This is a genomic window from Hahella sp. HN01 (genome assembly GCF_018986435.1).
In the GTDB taxonomy this organism is placed as follows: domain Bacteria; phylum Pseudomonadota; class Gammaproteobacteria; order Pseudomonadales; family Oleiphilaceae; genus Hahella.
Genome location: NZ_JAHMIN010000049.1, coordinates 12,308 through 29,670, shown reverse-complemented (window position 1 = coordinate 29,670; position 17,363 = coordinate 12,308). Strand labels below are relative to the sequence as shown.

Here is a 17,363-nt window from a genome sequence, read left to right as displayed (position 1 = left end):
CTCAGGATTTCTCCTCATCATGGTCATGACTGTGATCAGCGTGATCATGGCTGTGGTGATGCCCGTGGTGGTGATGCCCGTGGTGGTGATGGCCATGGCCGTGATGGTGGTCATGATGATGGTGGTGATCGTGATGATGACTGTGTTCGCCATCGGTGCCGATGCCGCGCACGTGATGATGATGGCCTTCCTGCGGCAGACCCACCTTGTGCTCGTTGCCGACGATCTGCACCCGGTACTGACACATCTGGCAATTCATGTTCGGGCTGCCTTTTTCGATCTCTTCCAGGCGATCGGCGAACGTATCCAGGATCAACGGATGATCATTGAGGTAAGGCGCTTTCACTACTTTCACGTCGGGATATTCGGACTGATAGCTGTCGGCCCAGTCGTAGATCTTTTTCACCAGACGTCCGGTAAACAGGAAGTAGGGGAATACGATGACCTGCTTGAAGCCCAGCCTGTGGGCGCGCTTCAGCGCATCGGGAACCAGCGGTGTGGTGACGCCGCTGTAGCAGGTGATGGCCCAGCCGAAGCCCATGCCTTCCTCCAGCATGCGCGTGATCTTGCTGATATTGGAGTTGGCGTCGGGGTCGGAAGCGCCGCGCCCCACCACCACCAGCAGGGTATCCTGGCGGGAGTAGCCTTCGCCGAATTCCGGCTCCGCCTCCTCGATGCGGTCGCGGGCGGCGCGCAGCATGTTGGGATTCACGCCAAGTTCTGCGCCGTAGTTGATGCTGACGCCTTCGAACTCTCTTTGCAGCGTGTTGAGTTCGCTGGGAATGTCGTTCTTGGCGTGGCCCGCCGCCATCAGCATGCCGGGAATGGCGCTGATACGGGTGGCGCCCTGTTTCACCAGCTCATCCACGCCGTCGGCGATGACCGGGCGGGCGAACTCCAGAAAACCGGTGGCGCAAAGGCGATCCGGAAAGCGTTCGCGAAAATGTTTGGTCAGCTGATGAAACTGCTCCACGGCTTCGTTATCGCGAGAACCGTGCCCGACAAATAAAATGGCGGGTTTATCGCTGTTGGACATGATCGTTTTCCTCTCGTGTGCTGTCTCGGGCGCAGGAAGGCCCTCTATCAGAGTGTTTGTTATAGGTTTGATCCAGTGGGCGAAACGGGAGCGTCATGGCGGCGCAGTGCTCGATAAAGCGCTCCAGATCGTCAAATTCCCGTGTCGCCGCAGGTGTTGGCGGACGCCGCAGCATGAACACCGGCAAGCCCCGCTCTGCGGCGACCTGCAGTTTGGCCTCAGTGGCTGCGCCGCCGCTGTTTTTGCAGACCAGGGCGTCCACGTTGAAGGCGTCGAACAGATCTCTCTCTTCTTGCAGCGCGAACGGCCCGCGCGCCTGAATGAAATCCAGGTCGTCTCGGGAGACGAGCATGGCGGGCGCCGGCAACGCGGAGCGAATGAGCCAGCGCTGCTCCGCCGGCTGCCCCAGAGACTCCGCCTGCGCCAGCAATGGAAAGGCGCTGCGCCCCAGGGTGAAAAACGGCCGTCGGTAATCTTCAAGGCGGCGCAGCAGATCGTCGCCGCCGTCCGTCTCGATCCAGCGATCCTGAGGTCCCGGCCGCCAGGGCGGGCGTTGATAGCGCCAGCAGGGAGTCTCGCAGCGCCGCGCCGCTCGGACGGCGCTGGAAGAAATCGTTGCTGCGTAAGGGTGAGTCAGGTCCGCCACCGCCGTGATCTGATGGTCGTGGAGGTAGTTCTCCAGACCGCTGACGCTGTCTGCGCCGAAGCGCGCAAAGCCGCCGCTGATAATCGGGTAGGGGGCGTCGTGGCGCTCCAGGAGTCCCGCGAGGCTGTAAACCAGCGGGACGCCCTGGGCGTGCAGTCGGTCTGCGCAAAGTTTTGCGTCGCGCACGCCGCCGAGAATCAGCAAGGTCATAAGTCTTCTCCCGCGTAGGCGCCCACCGGCAGGCCCTGACGATCAATCGCCACCACCTCCAGCTGCATGCTGTTATGCATGGTGTAGGCGGCTTTTTCCCAGGCGCGACGGCAGATCAAATCGCCCAGGGGCAGGTCGCCGGCCAGACGCAACGCTTCGATACTGGTGTTGGCGGCGCGCATGGCGGCCAGGGTGTCCGGCGCGGCGCCCAGGGATTCGGCGGCGTCGGCGAGGAAGCCCAGATCTATTTCCGAGGCCTTGCTGTGCAGATCCAGGTGTCCGCAGGCGAGTTTGCTGATCTTGCCGAAACCGCCCACCAGCGTGAGTCGGCGCAAAGGCGTGCGGCGCAGGTATTTCAACAGGGCTCCGGCGAAATCGCCCATTTCTATCAACGCCATGTCCGGCAGGCCGTAGTGACGGCGCGCGTAGTCTTCGCTGGCGTTGCCGGTGCAGGCGGCGATGTGGTCGTAACCGTTGGCGCGGGCCACGTCCACGCCCTGATGGATGGAGGCGATATAGGCGGAGCAGGAAAACGGCCGCACGATGCCGGTGGTTCCCAGAATGGAGAGCCCGCCCACAATGCCCAGGCGCGGATTCATGGTCTTTTGCGCCAGGGCGGCGCCATTCTCCACGCCGACCGCCACGTCGAAAGCGCCGTTGTAGGCGCACTCGTCCGCCAGTTCCAGCAGATGTTCGCGAATCATGCGGCGCGGCGTTGGATTGATAGCGGGTTCGCCTACCGCCAGGGACAAACCATCGCGAGTCACCGTACCGACGCCGTCGGCGGCGGAGAAGCGCACTTCTCCTGCGCCGGTTCCCAGGCTGGCGATGACGAACACACGGGCGCCATGGGTGACGTCAGGGTCGTCGCCGGCGTCCTTAACGGTGACGGCGTAAGCGCTGTGCAGGTCGAGGCGGCGGCACTCGGCGATGGGCAGACGCACTTTCTTGCCTTTCGGCAAAGTGACTTCGCATTCGTCACAGGATTTTCCGGTCAGCAGCAGGCGGGCGGCGGCGAGGGCGCAGGCGGTGGCGCAGGTCCCGGTGGTCAGGCCTGTGCGCAGCGGCTGCTGGCGTTCGGGGCTCTCCCGCCACATGCCTCAGACTTCCATAGCGCCCGGCCGGAACAAGTTGGCCACGGCGCCGGGATTGGAAGGGAAGAACAGGTGCAAATAGGTGGCGGTCAGGCCTTTGCTGCGCACAATGACTTCACCGGGAGCGGGATGACGCTGACGGCGGCCATAGGCGATGGGCGGCAGGGTTCCGTGGCTGCGGGAGTGATGATGGGCGTGAGCGCGCACGTCGCCTTCCGGCAAAGGCGCTGTCTGCATGCCCTGACAACCGCGCTTGGCGCGCATCTCCCCTGCGCCGGGAATCAGTCCGGCCATGGCGAAAATACGATCCTGCTGATCGGTGAGCGTTTCCTGCGCATACAGCATGCCGCCGCATTCAGCGAGCATTGGACGACCGTCCATATAAAAACGTTTCAGCGCCGCTTTCATGGCCTGATTGGCGGACAGGCGCTCGGCGTGCAGCTCCGGATAGCCGCCGGGCAGCCACAACGCATCCGCAGGCGGTGGTTCGCTGTCCTCAAGAGGAGAGAAGAACAACACCTCCGCGCCCATTTCCTGCAACAGACGCAGGTTGGCGGCGTAGATAAAGCTGAACGCCGCATCCCGGGCGACGGCGATGCGCACTCCCGCGAGCATCGGTCTGACGGCGGGCGTCAGCGCGGGTTTGAACGTGGCCGCGGCGGGCAAATTGGCCAGCGGCGTATGGGCGATGGCGGCGGCGGCCTGATCCAGACGCTGCTCCAGTCCCTGCTGCTCATAAGGCTGCACCAGACCCAGATGCCGCTCGGGCAGGGCGATGGCGTCATCGCGAAATATTCCGGCCAACAAGGGCACCTGCGAGGGCAGGCTCTCGGCGATAAGCGATAGGTGACGCTCGCTGCCGAGGGCGTTGGCGATAATGCCCACACACTGGAAATCGCGCCGGTAATTGGCGAGTCCATAGGCCACTGCGGCGGTGGTCTGCGCCATGCCTTTGGCGTTGATCACGACGGCGACGGGAAGGTTGAAGCGGGCCGCGAGGTCGGCGCTGCTGGGCTCGCCGTCCAGCAAACCCATAGCGCCTTCGATCAGGATCAGGTCGGCTTCGCGGGCGGCGCGATAGAGCTGGTCGCGGCAATATTCTTCACCCGCCATCCACAGATCCAGCGGCTCCACCGGCGCGCCGGAAGCTATCTGCAAAATCTGCGGATCAAGGTAATCCGGACCGGTCTTGAAGACGCGCACCTTGCGTCCCTGATTGCGATGATAGCGCGCCAGGGCGGCGGTGACGGTGGTTTTGCCCTGGCCGGAAGCCATGGCGGAAATAAACAGAGCGGGACAACGGGCCTGCATCAGTGCGCTTTCTCCATCAATCTTCACTCATCATCAAAATTCGATACCCGCTTGCGCTTTCACGCCCAAACGGAACGCATGCTTCTCATCCTGCACCTGACTGATGGTGTCGGCGATGTCCTGCAACTCCGTCGCCATCGTGCGCCCGGTAATCATCACGTTCTGGTGCTGGGGGCGGCTTTGCAGCGCCTTGACCATCGGCTCCACCGGCAGGTAGCCGTACTTGACCATGTAGCTCAACTCGTCGAACAGCAGAAAATCATAGCTGCCGTCCGTCAGCAGTTGCTCCGCCAGGGCCCAGGCCTGACGGGCGGCGTCGATGTCCTGCTCGCGATCCTGGGTTTCCCAGGTGAAGCCATGTCCCATGACGTGAAAGTCCACCCGGGGATGATCTTTGAAAAACAGAAATTCGCCGGTGGCGTCTCTGCCTTTTATAAATTGAATCACCGCGCAGCGATGGCCGTGGCCGAGGGAACGCGCCATGGTGCCGAAGGCGGAGCTGCTTTTGCCTTTGCCATTGCCCTTGAGCAGGATCAGCACGCCGCGCTCTTCCTGGGCTTGCGCGATGCGCTCGTCAATGATGCGCTTCTTGTTGGCCATGCGACGGCGGTGTTTTTCGTTCTCGTCCAGCATCAGTCGTATCTCCGAGGCGTTAGTGTTCCAGGGCGGCGCGCACAGCGGCCAGCGGGGCGTAAGCGGCTCCGAGGCGTTGCGCCAGTTGTCGGCAGCGATTGAGTCTGACGGCGGTCTGCTCGGTATCCACCACCCACAGAGGCGAATCCCAGGTCAGATCGTCCAGCGGATCGCGGCTGCGCCCGTCAGTCAGCAGCAACGTACGGCAGGTCAGATGCGGGTTGGCGCGGGTTTGGCGCGCCAGCAGTTGGCGCGCATGCAGCAGCGCCTGTCGCAGCGGCGTGCCGCCGCCAGCGGGAAGATCGTTAAGCAGGGCGGCGATATCTTTGGGCGCGCGCCGGCAGGGGATCACCCACTCTGCGCGCTGCGCGCCAAACGCCAGCACGGCCAGTTTTTCCCGCGCCAGATAGGCTTGTCGGGCCAGTCCCAGAATCACCCCTTTCGCCTGCGCCAGCGCGCGTTGACTCAGGGTGGAGGCGGAGGTGTCCAGCAAGACGCAGTTCAGGGTGTCGCGACTCTGGCGACGGGGTTGATAACGTATTTCGCGCAACCCGTTGTCCCAATTGTCGGGATGGACCAGCGTGGCGAACCAGTCAGGGCGTGAGGACAGCGCCTGCCGGCTGCGTTGTGCGCGACCGAGGGCCGCGCCCTGGCGTTGCTCCGCGCCGCCGCGCTGTGTGTCGCGACGAGAGGACGGGGAACGTCGCGTTGGAATCTCGGGCAGTTGCGGCGTTACCGGCTTGTCCGCCGCCATCAATTGCGGCGGCATGGCGCCCCAGTCGCCGGAGGTTCCAGAGGACGAGGAGGGTGACGCCCCCCCTGAGCCGCTGGCGTCTCCGCCGCCTCCTTGTGAGGGGGGCGATCCGGTCGAAGACGGCGGCGTATCCTGATGATTGGCGCGATGGCTAAGCGCGAATGCTCGCGTCGCTTCTACGTCTTTGGCGCTGACCTCGTTGCGGCCGCTCCAGGCGGCGTGGGCGATGGCGGCGCGGCGCCAGCAAATGTCCGCGCGCACGCCTTCTACGCCAGCGGCGAGGCACTGGCTGGCGATGTCCCGTTGTATGTCCGTCGGGCAGAGAACCTGTGGTAAACGTTGGCGGGCGGCGGCGATGCGGGTTTGCAGTTCCTGCTGGGCTTCGCGCCACTGCGCCTGAAACGCGTCGCGGTCCCGCTCGAAATCCAGACGCCGCTCCACGATAGCCATACGCTGCTCAACGTCATAGGTTTCATCCAGAGTGACGGCGAGACCGAAACGGTCCTGTAACTGCGGGCGCAGTTCGCCTTCATCCGGGTTCATGGTGCCGATAAGAATAAACTGCGCCGGATGGCTGTGACTGAGGCCGTCCCGCTCGACAAAGTTCACGCCTGAGGCCGCCGTATCAAGCAGGGCGTCCACCAAGGGATCGGGCAGCAGATTGACTTCATCGATATAAAGCACGCCGCCGTGAGCTTTGGCCAACAGGCCGGGATTAAATTGTACGCGTCGTTCGCCCATGGCCTGTTGCAAGTCGATGCTGCCGATCAGACGTTCTTCAGACGCGCCCAGAGGTAGGGTGACGAACTTGTCCGCCGCCTCGGGCAATAAATCCGCCAGTCCCCGCGCCAGCGTTGACTTGGCTGAACCGCGGGGACCGCTGATCAATACGCCGCCCAGATGGGGATTGATGGCGGCGAGCAGCAACGCGGTTTTTAGCGGTTGCTGGCCGACAACCGCGACGAAAGGATAGGCGGCGAGGGCAGGTTGGGCGGCGACGTCCATTGACTCAGCGCGCCTGCAGGGCGGCGTCCTGGCTGCTCCAACGGCGCAGGAACCAGGCGCAGGCCAGCCCGACGATCACCCAGAACAGTGCGTTGGTCAGGGTAGCGGCGGTAATGAATTGGTGATGCAGCGACTCTAGCGCTTGCAGAGCCTGTGGGTTGGAGGCGGCGAATTCCGGCGCATTGGTGTGCGGCGCGCCGACCAGGTGGGGAATAATCAGCAGGGGCAGTCCGCCCAGCTTTTTCCATCCCGGCGCGAACGCCAGCAAGGCGAAACCGACCGCGGTGACAAAGGCGGTGGCGATCCACCACAACTGGCGATTTTCCAGTGCGGCGGCCTGCATGCCGGGAATCTCCGGCGGCAGCCCCAGAGCGGGAGCGACAAAGAACACGCCATAGCCCGCCAGTCCCCACAATAATCCCGCGCCCCAGCCTGCGCCGCCTTTGCCGCTGAGTCTGGCGGAGTACATACAAGCCAGCATCAGCGCACTGAAGCCAATGCCGGCGAGCACGTTGGCGAGCAGGGTGTACAGTGTGCGCTCCACGCCGTCTTCCGGGGCCCAGGCGTCATCGCCGTGGTGATGGCCGCCAGCTTCAGCGCCCCCGTGCTCGTGTTCATGGGAGTGATGGGCGTCCGCCGCCGCATGCTGGTGTTCTTCCACTACGACCGGTTCAGGCTCCTCGCCGCCTTCGTAGGTTTCCGCCTCCAGAATAATGCTGGTGACCTGGGAGTGTTGTACGGCGCTCAGCAGCCCGCCAGCCAACAGGCCAACCAGCAGCGACGCCAGGATAATACGCTGAAACAACATGTCTCTTCCTCATGCAATGCGGTGTGACGTCGCTATGCGCGCAAGCGCCGCACATGAGGTGCGGCGTCAAGACGGACAGGCGAACGTCTGGCCCTGGCAGGGCCTCAGAATTCAGTAACTGTTAGTGACAGGGGAAAGCAAACGCGTGCCGGGTGTCGTGAGCGGCGTTGTGAGCCGCATCCATGGACAGAAAGCCCACTGCGAACAGAATCAGTCCGCCGAAGCACATGGCGCCGATAAGTTGTAGCGCTGCGTTATTGGAAGCCAGCAATGGAAGAGAGAGATTTTTAGTTTGCATGATCTGCGCACCTACCCGTACGAACTGCAGTGGATAAAGCAAGGCCGGTCTCCGGGCTTACGAAAGGTCGAAGCATTTTCGACACAACATTTGCGCCTTCCCATGTCAAAACTGACGACACAGTGGCGTTAGCAAATTACTTTCGATTACCGTTGCGGGGGCAGCACTGGATTAGCGTATCGCGCACCAGATTTCCCGATTATCTCGCGGTCGAGCACCTTGGTCAGCGGGATATGCTATTGGCTGAACGCAGGGGAAGTCAACAAGTTAGCGGGTTGCAATGCGCGCGGACCATGGTGAGAATAGGCCGCCTCATCACGAGCCTGGCGCATATTGACCAATGGATACATTGCTGATTCTTGTCCTCGCCCTGACTTTCGACGCCCTGTTGGGAGAACCGCGCCGGCTGCATCCTTTGGTTGGTTTCGGGCGCTACGCCGGTTGGGTGGAAGGAGCGATTCGCATCGCCGACTTCTCTTCAACAGCAACCCGCGCGCTTGGCGCGGCGGCGGTGACGGCGTCGATTCTGCCCTGGGCGGCGCTCGCCTGGCTGGCGAACGAGTGGAGCGAATCTTCCGCCTGGGGACACATTATCTTTTCCGCCTTCGTGCTTTATCTCGCCATCGGCTGGCGCAGTTTGCTGGAGCATGTGCGTCAGGTGGCCGCGCCATTGCGCAGGCATGACGCGGCGGCGGCGCGGCGCAGTCTGTCCATGATTGTCAGTCGCGACACGGCGGAACTGGGGGAGGAGGAGATCGCCTCCGCCGCTACGGAATCCGCCCTGGAGAATGGCAACGACGCCATCTTCGCCGCCATTTTCTGGTTCCTGCTCGCCGGCGTTCCCGGTGTGGTGATGTATCGCCTCAGCAATACCCTGGATGCGATGTGGGGCTATAAAAACACGCGTTATTTCTATTTTGGCTGGGCGTCGGCGCGGCTGGATGATCTGTTGAATTGGGTTCCCGCCCGACTGACGGCGTTCAGTTACGCCTGTTGCGGCGCGCTGGACAGCGCCCTGCGATGCTGGCGCGCTCAGGGCGGACACTGGAAAAGTCCCAATGCGGGACCTGTGATGGCGGCGGGCGCGGGCGCGCTGCGGGTGCGACTCGGCGGCGCGGCGACCTATCACGGCAGTCTGCAGTATCGTCCTTCACTGGGCTGCGGCGACGCCGCCACGGCGCAATCCATTGAACGCGCCTGTGGACTCATCAATCGCTCTCTGGCGTTGTGGACGGCGATGGTCGCTTTGGGAACGGGCGCGTTGTGGTTGTGGGGAGTGGTCTGAATGAACGGGAGCGATTTCGATAACGGGGCTGGCCATGCAGGGCTCCAGGCGGAAGAACCGGTTCCCGTCCATGGCGGCGATCTGGAAAAGTACAGCCAACGCTACGGTATCGCCCTTGATGACTGGCTGGATCTGTCCACTGGCGTCAGTCCCTTTCCCTATCCGCTGACAAGCATTCCGGCAGAGGTGTTTCGACGTCTGCCTTATCCCGATCCGGCGCTGCAACAGGCCGCCAGCGCCTACTACGGGACCGATTCCCTGCTGGCGATTCCCGGTACGCAATGGGCGATTCAACACTTGCCCACCTGTTGCGCCCCCGGCGTGGCGGCGCTGCCGGACGTCGGTTATCGCGAACATGAGCATCACTGGCGTCGTCAAGGCTTCAAAATTATTCATTACCCTGCGGGAGATCTGGCGGGCGCGACGGCGCGTCTGGCGCAGACAGAAAACTTGCGCGTCCTGGTGGCGATTAATCCGAATAACCCCGCCGCCCGTAGGACGCCATTGGCGGCGCTGCGTGAGTTGGCGCTGCGTCTGCAATCCACAGGCGCATTGATGGTGGTGGATGAAGCCTTCGCCGATGCGGAGACAGATTCCAGTCTGCTGGGCGAGACACTGCTGGAGAACATTGTGGTGTTGCGCTCATTCGGCAAGTTTTTCGGATGGCCGGGAGTGCGTCTCGGTTTTGTGGCGGCCGCGCCTCAATGGCTGGAGGCGTTGCAGCGTCGGCTTGGTCCCTGGACAGTGAACAGCGCCGCGCAATATGTGGCGACCCGGGCGCTGCGCGATGAGGCTTGGATTACCGCTATGCGAGAAAAGCTCTCCATAGTGAGCCGCGACCTGCAGACGCTTATTCTGGCGCAGCCGGTATTCAAGGAAGCGCTCGAGTGCCGGCGCACGCCGCTGTTTGTTTCCTTGTTGACGCCGACAGCACAGGCTGAGCGGATTTTCGAACGTTGCGCGCAGCGGGGTGTGTTGATTCGCCTTTGGCGGGTGAATGCGGAGCTGGCGTATTTACGGTTTGGACTTTTTGATTTGGAGGACGCCGGTCTCGCAGGGAGACTGACCGCCGCCCTCGCTGACAGATAAGGAGATTCATGACGGACAGCGGCTATTCACCCGAAGAAAAACAGGCGGTGTATCGCGCGATATACGAACGACGCGATATGCGTCATTTCCTGCCGGACCCGGTGGACGAAGCGACTTTGCAGCGTATTCTGCAAGCCGCCCACCACGCGCCCAGCGTGGGCTTCATGCAGCCCTGGCGTTTTATTCGCATCACCGAACCCAGCCTGCGTCGGGATATCGCCGCTACGGTGGAGAAAGAGCGCTTGTTGACCGCAGAGGCATTGGGCGAACGCGGCCAGGAGTTTATGCGCCTGAAAGTGGAGGGCGTGCGTGAATGTCCGGTATTGCTGGTGGTGATGCTTACGGATCGGCGTGAAAAATATATTTTCGGTCGTCGCACCATGCCGGATATGGATCTGGCGTCCGCCAGCTGCGCGATCCAGAACCTCTGGCTGGCGGCCCGTTGCGAAGGCGTCGGCATGGGCTGGGTGTCGCTGTTCGATCCCGTTGAATTAGCCGCGTTGCTGCAATGCCCGGAAGGTAGCGAGCCCATCGCCATTCTGTGTCTGGGGCATGTGGATAAATTCTATGATGCGCCTATGCTGCAACAGGAAAACTGGAGTCAGCGCAAGGAGTTGCAGGAGCTGGTCTGGTTCAACCAGTGGGGCGGCGCGGGCTGAAGGAATTACAATAAATAACATTTTCTCATGACTGGAAGGCGTCTCCAACGGCGCTCCCTGGATCGCACTGAAATTGGATTGGCGTTGTCTCAGTAACATTGAATTGAGACGAGCTAAACTCTGAGATCCATAACTAAAAAGGAGTGGGATCATGGGATTGGGATGTATAAGAAACGGCGGAACCGCGATGGTTTACCGCATGAGTTGGGACGGCAAGTTCTCTGAGAGTCAAACCAACGTCGGCGGCCCCTGGCCGAACGGCGTGGTGAAGGTGTTTGTGCCCGAGGGGCTGGACAGGGAATATGTACAGACCGTGCGCGCGACTTTCCGCCGCTGGGAACACTGCGTTTTGGAATATTGGGGCACGCAGCTGATCAAATTCGTTGAAGTAGGCGCGGCGGGTAACGGCGTGGCCACCCTCAATTTCGCCAGCAACTCTGCGGATATTGGGTATTTTCCCGGCGCCAGCACCAAGCTGGGGGTTAATGGCAAAGCCAATATCAAATCGCTGCCCCATGAAGTAGGACATGCTTTGGGGTTGGCTCATGAGCACGAGCGCGATGATGCGCCCGAGAGCGTACTCCACACCTGGGGGTCCAACAAAATGGGGTTGGAGGTTTATAAGCTGAACAAGCGCAACAGCACCCGCAAATTTGAAACCTATGGCACTGATTTCGACCCCAAATCCATCATGATGTATGCGGGTCAAGCGGTGGGGCTGCTGGATTCCGTCGACAACACCCGTTATGGCGGTTGCAAGATTGATCCCGGCCATGTGGTCAGCGGCGACTGGAACCCCAGTATGGGCGATCTGGAAGTGCTTGGCCGCATCTACCGGCACTATTCCACTCTTTAATCCATTCCACTTTCTAATCCGTATTTGGCAGTCGGGCGTGTGGGGTGGCTCAGATCGCTTTGACTGACTCCCGCTCAATAATCTTGTGCGGGATGATCAGGCTCTCGGCTTCCAGGGTTCCGGCGGCGGACATGTCCAACAACATTTCCGTCGCGCGGCTGCCCATGGCGAACAGCGGCTGATGCAGCGCGGTGAGCGGCGGCGTCGCCATTTCCGCGATGCGGGTGTCGTCGTAGGCGATGATCGACAGGTCATCCGGGGTGCGGACGCCATGACGGTGAGCGCAGGACAACGCGCCCATCGCCAGTTCGTCGCTGGCGGCGAACACGGCGCTGAACTGGCCGGGCTTGTCCCGCAGTAATCCTTCCATGCACAGCGCGCCGCTGTGAAATCCGAAAGACTCAAATTCCGCCCGAAATCGAATCAGTGATTCATCCACGCTGAGACCATGGTCCCGCAGCGCCTGAACATAACCTTCTATGCGGGGCGCGCCGGCGATGAGGTCGGCGCGGTCGCCGCTGATCATGGCGATGCGGCGGTGGCCTTTGTCGATGAGATAGCAGACGGCGCTGTAGGCGGCCTGCTTGTCATCCACCTTCACGTAAGGAAAAGGGTAGGAATAGGAGAGGGTGGAAATCAGCACGACGGGCAGATTCAGGCTCAACAGCGCTTTGCTTTTCTCTGGCGTCATGTACTCGCTGACGGCGAGCACGCCATCCACTTGCTTCTCTTTCAACGTTCGCACGTATTCCTGAGAACGGTCGCCCGAATAATTGGTGTTGCAGACGATGACGCTATAACGCTGCTCCTTGGCCACCGTCTCAATGCCCTTGAGGATCTCCGCCGCCAGCATGCCGGAAACGTCCGGTAACATGACCCCGATAGTATGGGTTTTTTTACTGACCAGACCACGGGCTACCGCGTTGGGCCGAAAGCCCATTTCGTCGATGGCGGACAGCACTTTTTTGCGCGTGTCGTTGGAATATCCCCCCAGCCCGTTGATGACCCGGGACACGGTGGCGATGGAGACGCCGGTGCGTTTGGCGACGTCTTTGATAGTGGTTTTCATGGCTCTAAATTTGTCTGAAACGTCTTGGGTTGAGTTTGTTGACGTAAACGTTTACGTTGCCTAGCATCCGCTAAAAATCCCGTAATAAGCATGATTATTCATATTTATATAGAAAATCATGCTTTGTTTGAAACAATTTTAGTTAATCGTTTACGTTCAAGCAGATGAGGTGCGAGCCATGGCGGAGAGTAGTGCAATGCAGGGACAAATGCGGCCTTCGGATTGGAGCGACGGCGGCGTGATCTATCAGATTTATCCGCGCAGCTTTTGCGATTCCAACGGCGATGGCGTCGGGGATCTGAACGGCATTACGGAAAAGCTGGACTACATCGCCAGCCTGGGCGTAGACGCCGTGTGGATTTCGCCGTTCTTCAAGTCTCCCATGAAGGATTTCGGCTATGACGTGGCGGACTACTGCGACGTTGATCCGATATTCGGCACGCTGGCGGACTTTGACCGCATGCTGGCGGCGATGCATGAGCGCGGTCTGAAACTGCTGATCGATCTGGTGCCCTGTCATACCTCCGATGAACATCCCTGGTTTCAGGAAAGCCGCTCTGACCGCAGTAATGCCAAGGCGGACTGGTATGTGTGGCGCGACGCCAAGCCGGACGGCAGCCCGCCCAATAACTGGCGCGCGCACTTCGGTGGACCTTCCTGGACCTGGGACGGCCGTCGCGCCCAGTACTATCTGCATCACTTCCTGCCGGGCCAGCCCAACTTGAATTACCGCAATCCGGCGGTGACGGAAGCCATGCTGGCGCAGGCGGAATTCTGGTTCAAACGGGGCGTGGACGGCCTGCGCATAGACGCCATCGCCACCCTGGCGTACGACCCTGAACTGAGGGATAACCCGGCGCGGGATCTGGACGATCCATTCCGGCAATCCGCCGCGGCGCGAGCCAACCCGTTCCATTTGCAGCACCATCGACACTCGTTCAATCAGCATGAGGAAGTGGTGGCTTTCCTGACCCGTTTGCGGGCGCTGGCGGATCGCTATGAGGGTCGCTTTCTGCTCGGCGAGGTAGGCGGCGACGGCATGGCGGTGAGCGCCGAATACACCGCGGGCGAAGACCGTCTGCAGTCCTGTTACAACTTCTCATTGTTGGGCGCGCCCATCAGCGGTCGTATGGTGAAGGACATTGTAACGGCGGTGCTGGCGGAGGTAGGGCCCGGCAAACTGACCTTCGCCGTGGGCAACCACGATGTGATGCGGGTGACTTCCCGTTGGGCGGCGGAAGCGTCGCCGGCGCAGCAACAGACGTTGGCGAAAACCGCGCTGACCTTGCTGATGACGCTGCCGGGCAAAGCCTGTATGTATCAGGGGGAGGAGCTGGGTCTGACGCAGGCGGACCTGCCTTATGAGCTGTTGCAGGACCCGGAAGGCATCAATGGCTGGCCGCACGCCAAAGGTCGGGATGGCTGCCGCACGCCGATGCCCTGGCGCGACGATGTCGCTGGCGGCGGCTTCAGCGTTGGGGAGAGCTGGTTGCCATTGTCTGCAGAACATCTGGCTGCGGCGGCGAATCGACAGGAAGACGCGGCGGATTCGGTGCTGCGTTATACCCGACAGGCGCTGGCCCTGCGCAAAGAGCGGCCGGAGCTGCGGCGGGGGCGCACGGAGTTGCTGAACGCCCCGGACGAGTTATTCGTCACCCTGAGGAAAGAAGGCGATAGCCAGGTATTAGGGATATTTAACCTGTCGCCTCAGGCGCAGACTTTCACCCTGCCTGGAAACCGCTGGAGTGAGCCATTACTCGCTTCAGAAGCTGCTATAGCCAATGGCGTCGTCACGCTTCCCGCTTTCTCCTGCTGCCTGTTGGAGAATGTGAAATAGTCGGCGCTGAATCCGACATATAGGGTCGTACTGCTTGCGAGGATGAGCTTACCGCATCACCCAATTCCGCTCTTGGAAGTACAAACAAGAGAGAAGCGGGTCAGATGCGGGAGAATCAACGCATAAAGGAGGACCCATTATGAAAACCCCGCTGATAGGATTGACGCTCATGCTGGAGGCCGGCGCGGTGCTGGCGCAGCCTCTCGCTACAGATATATACGGCCGCCCGCTGGGCGATGATCGCCTGACTCCGCCCATGCTGGCCCCTCGCTTCGCCACCGTCGAAGCAACGAGATTCACCGCCGAGGAGGACTCGGGATTCACGGTCGGCGCTGCCTACAAACCCGGCAAAACCTGGATTGACGCCGTCGGCTTTGGCGACGTGGACGGTGACGGCGACATGGAGTTGGTGGCGGTTTCTTCTTTTTACTTCGATGCAGAAAACGACTATAGCGTTTTCGTCTTTCATCCCACCACCGCCGGTCTCGGCGAACCCACCCGCATTGGCTATCAGGCCACCGGCAACCGTAACGGACTGTCAATCGCCGATCTGGATGGCGACAGCGCAGAAGAGATTATTGTCGGCCATGGTCAGGGCCTGACCATTCTTACCCACGACGGCGCGGGCGGTTTCCAGACCTCCCTGGTCGGCTCTGCGGCGGCGGACACACTGGATGCTATGGATATCAATCGGGATGGCATACCTGATCTGATCGGGCTGCCCTGGTCCGCGCCGGCGACGCAGTATTTTGGCGCTGGCGACGGCGCCATCGCTTATCAAACCACCTTGGCCACCAACGCCAGCGGTTATAACGATCAGGCGCTGGGAGACTTCAACCACGATGGAGTGATGGATCTGGCGGTGATGTCCGGACAGGGTTCCGGGCCGGACTTTTCACTGCATTTGCATGACGGAGCCGATGCGTTCACTGCCGCCATGCCCTTCTATCTGGACCTGAACGATAGCGCCAGCGGCATCGCTTCCGGCGACTTCAATGGCGACGGTAAGGATGATCTGGTGATCGCCAGAGGGCGTAACTCGCCCACGTATCTGTGGGTTTATACGCAGAACTCGGTCGGAGCCATGGGTACGCCGGTACAGCTGACTTCCCACGACATTCCAGAAACCCTGCGCGCCGTGGACCTGGACGGCAACGGATACGATGACATTCTGGTTTTGCATGGCGGTTGGAACACCTTGGGCGTGTATCTGAACGGACCGGATGGTTTGGGTGAGGAAATCCGCGTGAGTATTCCCTACGCAAGCCACTATGATCCGGAAGGGCTGGCGGTGGCGGACACGGATGGCGACGGCTGCTCGGATATGATCGCTATCGCCGACTATAACCATGGCGTGGTGCCGGTGACGTTCAAACTTTGTGAAACGCCGCCGCAGCCGACGACCGGTTCGCTGGAAGGGAGTATTGGCTGGGAGCCGGTTTACCACGAAGTGACGGTGTCCGGCGGGAAGATTGACGCGCAACTGCGCTTCTCCGGCAGACGCAACGATATGGACTTGTATTTGTACAATCCCGATGGCGCGCTGGTGGCCAGCGCCGCCACTAACGAAGCGCCGGAAAAGCTCAGCTATGACACGGAAGGCGTTGCGGGAACCTATAAGTTCAAGATTGTGTCGAGGAAATCCCGTGTGGCCAACTTCAGCCTGGATTATGTTTATCTGCCCTGAGAAGTAAGTCGGCAGGCTGACCAGAATACGTAAAAAAGGCGGGGTGTCCCGCCTTTGTTCGAGTTGCGTCTGATTGGCTGGTTCTAATGGTGAATCAGAGCGACAGCCAGTATTTGTCAGGGATGTTGCTGGTGTCGTCGCTGAGGGATTTGTTTTCCTCTATGTGAAACACCTTGCGGCCTTCCATTTTCTGTAAGGAGTCTTTCACCAGCGGGTGGTTGTTGAAGAACTCCAGGAAGGCGTCGTAATGGTCGGTGAAGGCGGTGTTCAGAACGTTAATCAGATCCTGACGCTTGGGCGACACGAAATACAGCATGGGAAGTTTGTAGACCACCAGGATTTTGTCGTCCACTAACATGTTCTTGTCGGTGCAGGCGTAATCCGCCCCTAGATTGCAGCGCGACCCCAGCTCGCCATAAGGCTCGATGATGGAGCGGGGGAACAGGTCCGCTCTGCCGCCATCGACCATCTTGAACAGGTTGTCGAAGGTCGAGTTGGTCTGCATTTTGGTGAAACCACCGCCCACCAGAATGGGAATGTCGCCCCAACCCTGGCCTTGCACCACGCTGAACTCTTTTAGCTGATCGAAGGTCATGTCTTTAGACAGTTTGGCGCTGGTTTCCTTGTTGGTGATGAACACCCGGTGACCCAGCAGACCCCGCAAAATGGGGAAGCGCACAGGCGGCACCCGTTCTTCTATCTCCGCCGTGGCGCCCAGCCAGTCAATATCGTAAGAACCGTCCTTCAGCAGCATTTCCCGGCGGGTCTGCGCGCTGGAAGGCTGAAAAGAGATGAATTTCGCGTCGGTTCCCGTTTGCGCGACAAGAAACTTGAGCAATTCGAGCGCGTACTGATCCAACGTAGAGCCCTCTCGCAGGGCGACATGACGGATTTCCATCGTCTCTGCGCGAGCGGAAACAGTGAAGACAGAGATCAATACGGCAATAAGGAAAGGTCTGATCATAGCTGTGCCTCGGCATGGATGTTAGATTTGTTTTAGATGACGGCGATCATTTATAGGAAAGTGTAGCAGGCGCGCCGGTATTGGGGCGTTAAACTGGGGGAAAGTGTTAAGTTTATATCTAT

At 60.6% G+C, this 17,363-nt stretch carries 16 protein-coding genes and 1 riboswitch; of the genes, 6 read left to right on the top strand and 10 right to left on the bottom strand.

The features are described from left to right. Window position 1: 1 nt before the first annotated feature. The 8 genes from KP814_RS29205 to KP814_RS29170 form a co-directional block, all read right to left on the bottom strand. Complete coding sequence (locus KP814_RS29205) at window positions 2–1,036, bottom strand: sirohydrochlorin chelatase (RefSeq protein WP_216740080.1); 1,035 nt, start codon at window positions 1,034–1,036, stop codon at window positions 2–4. Further along, window positions 1,020–1,892 carry a precorrin-6A/cobalt-precorrin-6A reductase gene (locus tag KP814_RS29200; protein ID WP_216740079.1) on the bottom strand — a complete coding sequence of 291 codons (873 nt, stop codon included), beginning with the start codon at window positions 1,890–1,892 and terminating at the stop codon, window positions 1,020–1,022. Before KP814_RS29200 ends, KP814_RS29205 begins: the two co-directional genes overlap by 17 nt. Further along, window positions 1,889–2,989: a cobalt-precorrin-5B (C(1))-methyltransferase gene (locus tag KP814_RS29195; RefSeq protein WP_216740078.1), complete on the bottom strand. Its 1,101-nt coding sequence runs from the start codon at window positions 2,987–2,989 to the stop codon at window positions 1,889–1,891. The genes KP814_RS29200 and KP814_RS29195 overlap by 4 nt, the downstream gene beginning before the upstream one ends. 3 nt (window positions 2,990–2,992) lie before the next feature. Further along, complete coding sequence (locus tag KP814_RS29190; RefSeq protein WP_216740090.1) at window positions 2,993–4,297, bottom strand: cobyrinate a,c-diamide synthase; 1,305 nt, start codon at window positions 4,295–4,297, stop codon at window positions 2,993–2,995. A 33-nt stretch (window positions 4,298–4,330) separates the two neighbouring features. Then, the gene (gene cobO / locus KP814_RS29185; RefSeq protein WP_216740077.1) at window positions 4,331–4,930 is read right to left on the bottom strand and encodes a cob(I)yrinic acid a,c-diamide adenosyltransferase; all 600 of its coding nucleotides are present in this window, start codon (window positions 4,928–4,930) and stop codon (window positions 4,331–4,333) included. Window positions 4,931–4,949: 19 nt separating this feature from the next. Further along, window positions 4,950–6,689, bottom strand: a complete 1,740-nt coding sequence (locus tag KP814_RS29180) for an ATP-binding protein (RefSeq protein ID WP_216740076.1) — start codon at window positions 6,687–6,689, stop codon at window positions 4,950–4,952. Between the two features lie 4 nt (window positions 6,690–6,693). Beyond that, a complete protein-coding gene (locus tag KP814_RS29175) occupies window positions 6,694–7,497 on the bottom strand; it encodes a CbtA family protein (protein ID WP_216740075.1) in 804 nt (267 codons plus the stop codon). 121 nt (window positions 7,498–7,618) lie between these two features. After that, window positions 7,619–7,795, bottom strand: a complete 177-nt coding sequence (locus KP814_RS29170) for a CbtB domain-containing protein (protein WP_083769893.1) — start codon at window positions 7,793–7,795, stop codon at window positions 7,619–7,621. A gap of 24 nt (window positions 7,796–7,819) precedes the next feature. Next, a riboswitch (cobalamin riboswitch) is annotated at window positions 7,820–8,032 on the bottom strand. Window positions 8,033–8,135: 103 nt separating this feature from the next. Between KP814_RS29170 and cbiB the strand changes: the two genes are divergently transcribed. The 4 genes from cbiB (at window position 8,136) to KP814_RS29150 (ending at window position 11,684) form a co-directional block, all read left to right on the top strand. Continuing rightward, window positions 8,136–9,080: an adenosylcobinamide-phosphate synthase CbiB gene (gene cbiB, locus KP814_RS29165; RefSeq protein ID WP_216740074.1), complete on the top strand. Its 945-nt coding sequence runs from the start codon at window positions 8,136–8,138 to the stop codon at window positions 9,078–9,080. After that, a complete protein-coding gene (gene cobD / locus KP814_RS29160; protein WP_216740073.1) occupies window positions 9,081–10,169 on the top strand; it encodes a threonine-phosphate decarboxylase CobD in 1,089 nt (362 codons plus the stop codon). A gap of 8 nt (window positions 10,170–10,177) precedes the next feature. Continuing rightward, window positions 10,178–10,828, top strand: coding sequence for a 5,6-dimethylbenzimidazole synthase (gene bluB / locus KP814_RS29155; protein ID WP_216740072.1), 651 nt, complete (start codon window positions 10,178–10,180; stop codon window positions 10,826–10,828). A gap of 151 nt (window positions 10,829–10,979) precedes the next feature. Beyond that, window positions 10,980–11,684, top strand: a complete 705-nt coding sequence (locus KP814_RS29150) for a M12 family metallopeptidase (protein ID WP_216740071.1) — start codon at window positions 10,980–10,982, stop codon at window positions 11,682–11,684. A gap of 49 nt (window positions 11,685–11,733) precedes the next feature. On the opposite strand, the gene KP814_RS29145 is transcribed toward KP814_RS29150, so the two are convergent. Then, the gene (locus KP814_RS29145; RefSeq protein WP_216740070.1) at window positions 11,734–12,753 is read right to left on the bottom strand and encodes a LacI family DNA-binding transcriptional regulator; all 1,020 of its coding nucleotides are present in this window, start codon (window positions 12,751–12,753) and stop codon (window positions 11,734–11,736) included. 178 nt (window positions 12,754–12,931) lie between these two features. Here KP814_RS29145 and KP814_RS29140 point away from each other — a divergent pair, with 178 nt between their 5' ends. Together KP814_RS29140 and KP814_RS29135 are read left to right on the top strand one after the other, a co-directional pair. Further along, window positions 12,932–14,590: an alpha-amylase family glycosyl hydrolase gene (locus KP814_RS29140; protein ID WP_216740069.1), complete on the top strand. Its 1,659-nt coding sequence runs from the start codon at window positions 12,932–12,934 to the stop codon at window positions 14,588–14,590. 139 nt (window positions 14,591–14,729) lie between these two features. Beyond that, window positions 14,730–16,277 carry a VCBS repeat-containing protein gene (locus KP814_RS29135; RefSeq protein WP_216740068.1) on the top strand — a complete coding sequence of 516 codons (1,548 nt, stop codon included), beginning with the start codon at window positions 14,730–14,732 and terminating at the stop codon, window positions 16,275–16,277. Between the two features lie 94 nt (window positions 16,278–16,371). Here KP814_RS29135 and KP814_RS29130 read toward each other — a convergent pair whose 3' ends face one another. Further along, the gene (locus tag KP814_RS29130) at window positions 16,372–17,241 is read right to left on the bottom strand and encodes a hypothetical protein (RefSeq protein WP_216740067.1); all 870 of its coding nucleotides are present in this window, start codon (window positions 17,239–17,241) and stop codon (window positions 16,372–16,374) included. Window positions 17,242–17,363 lie beyond the last annotated feature (122 nt).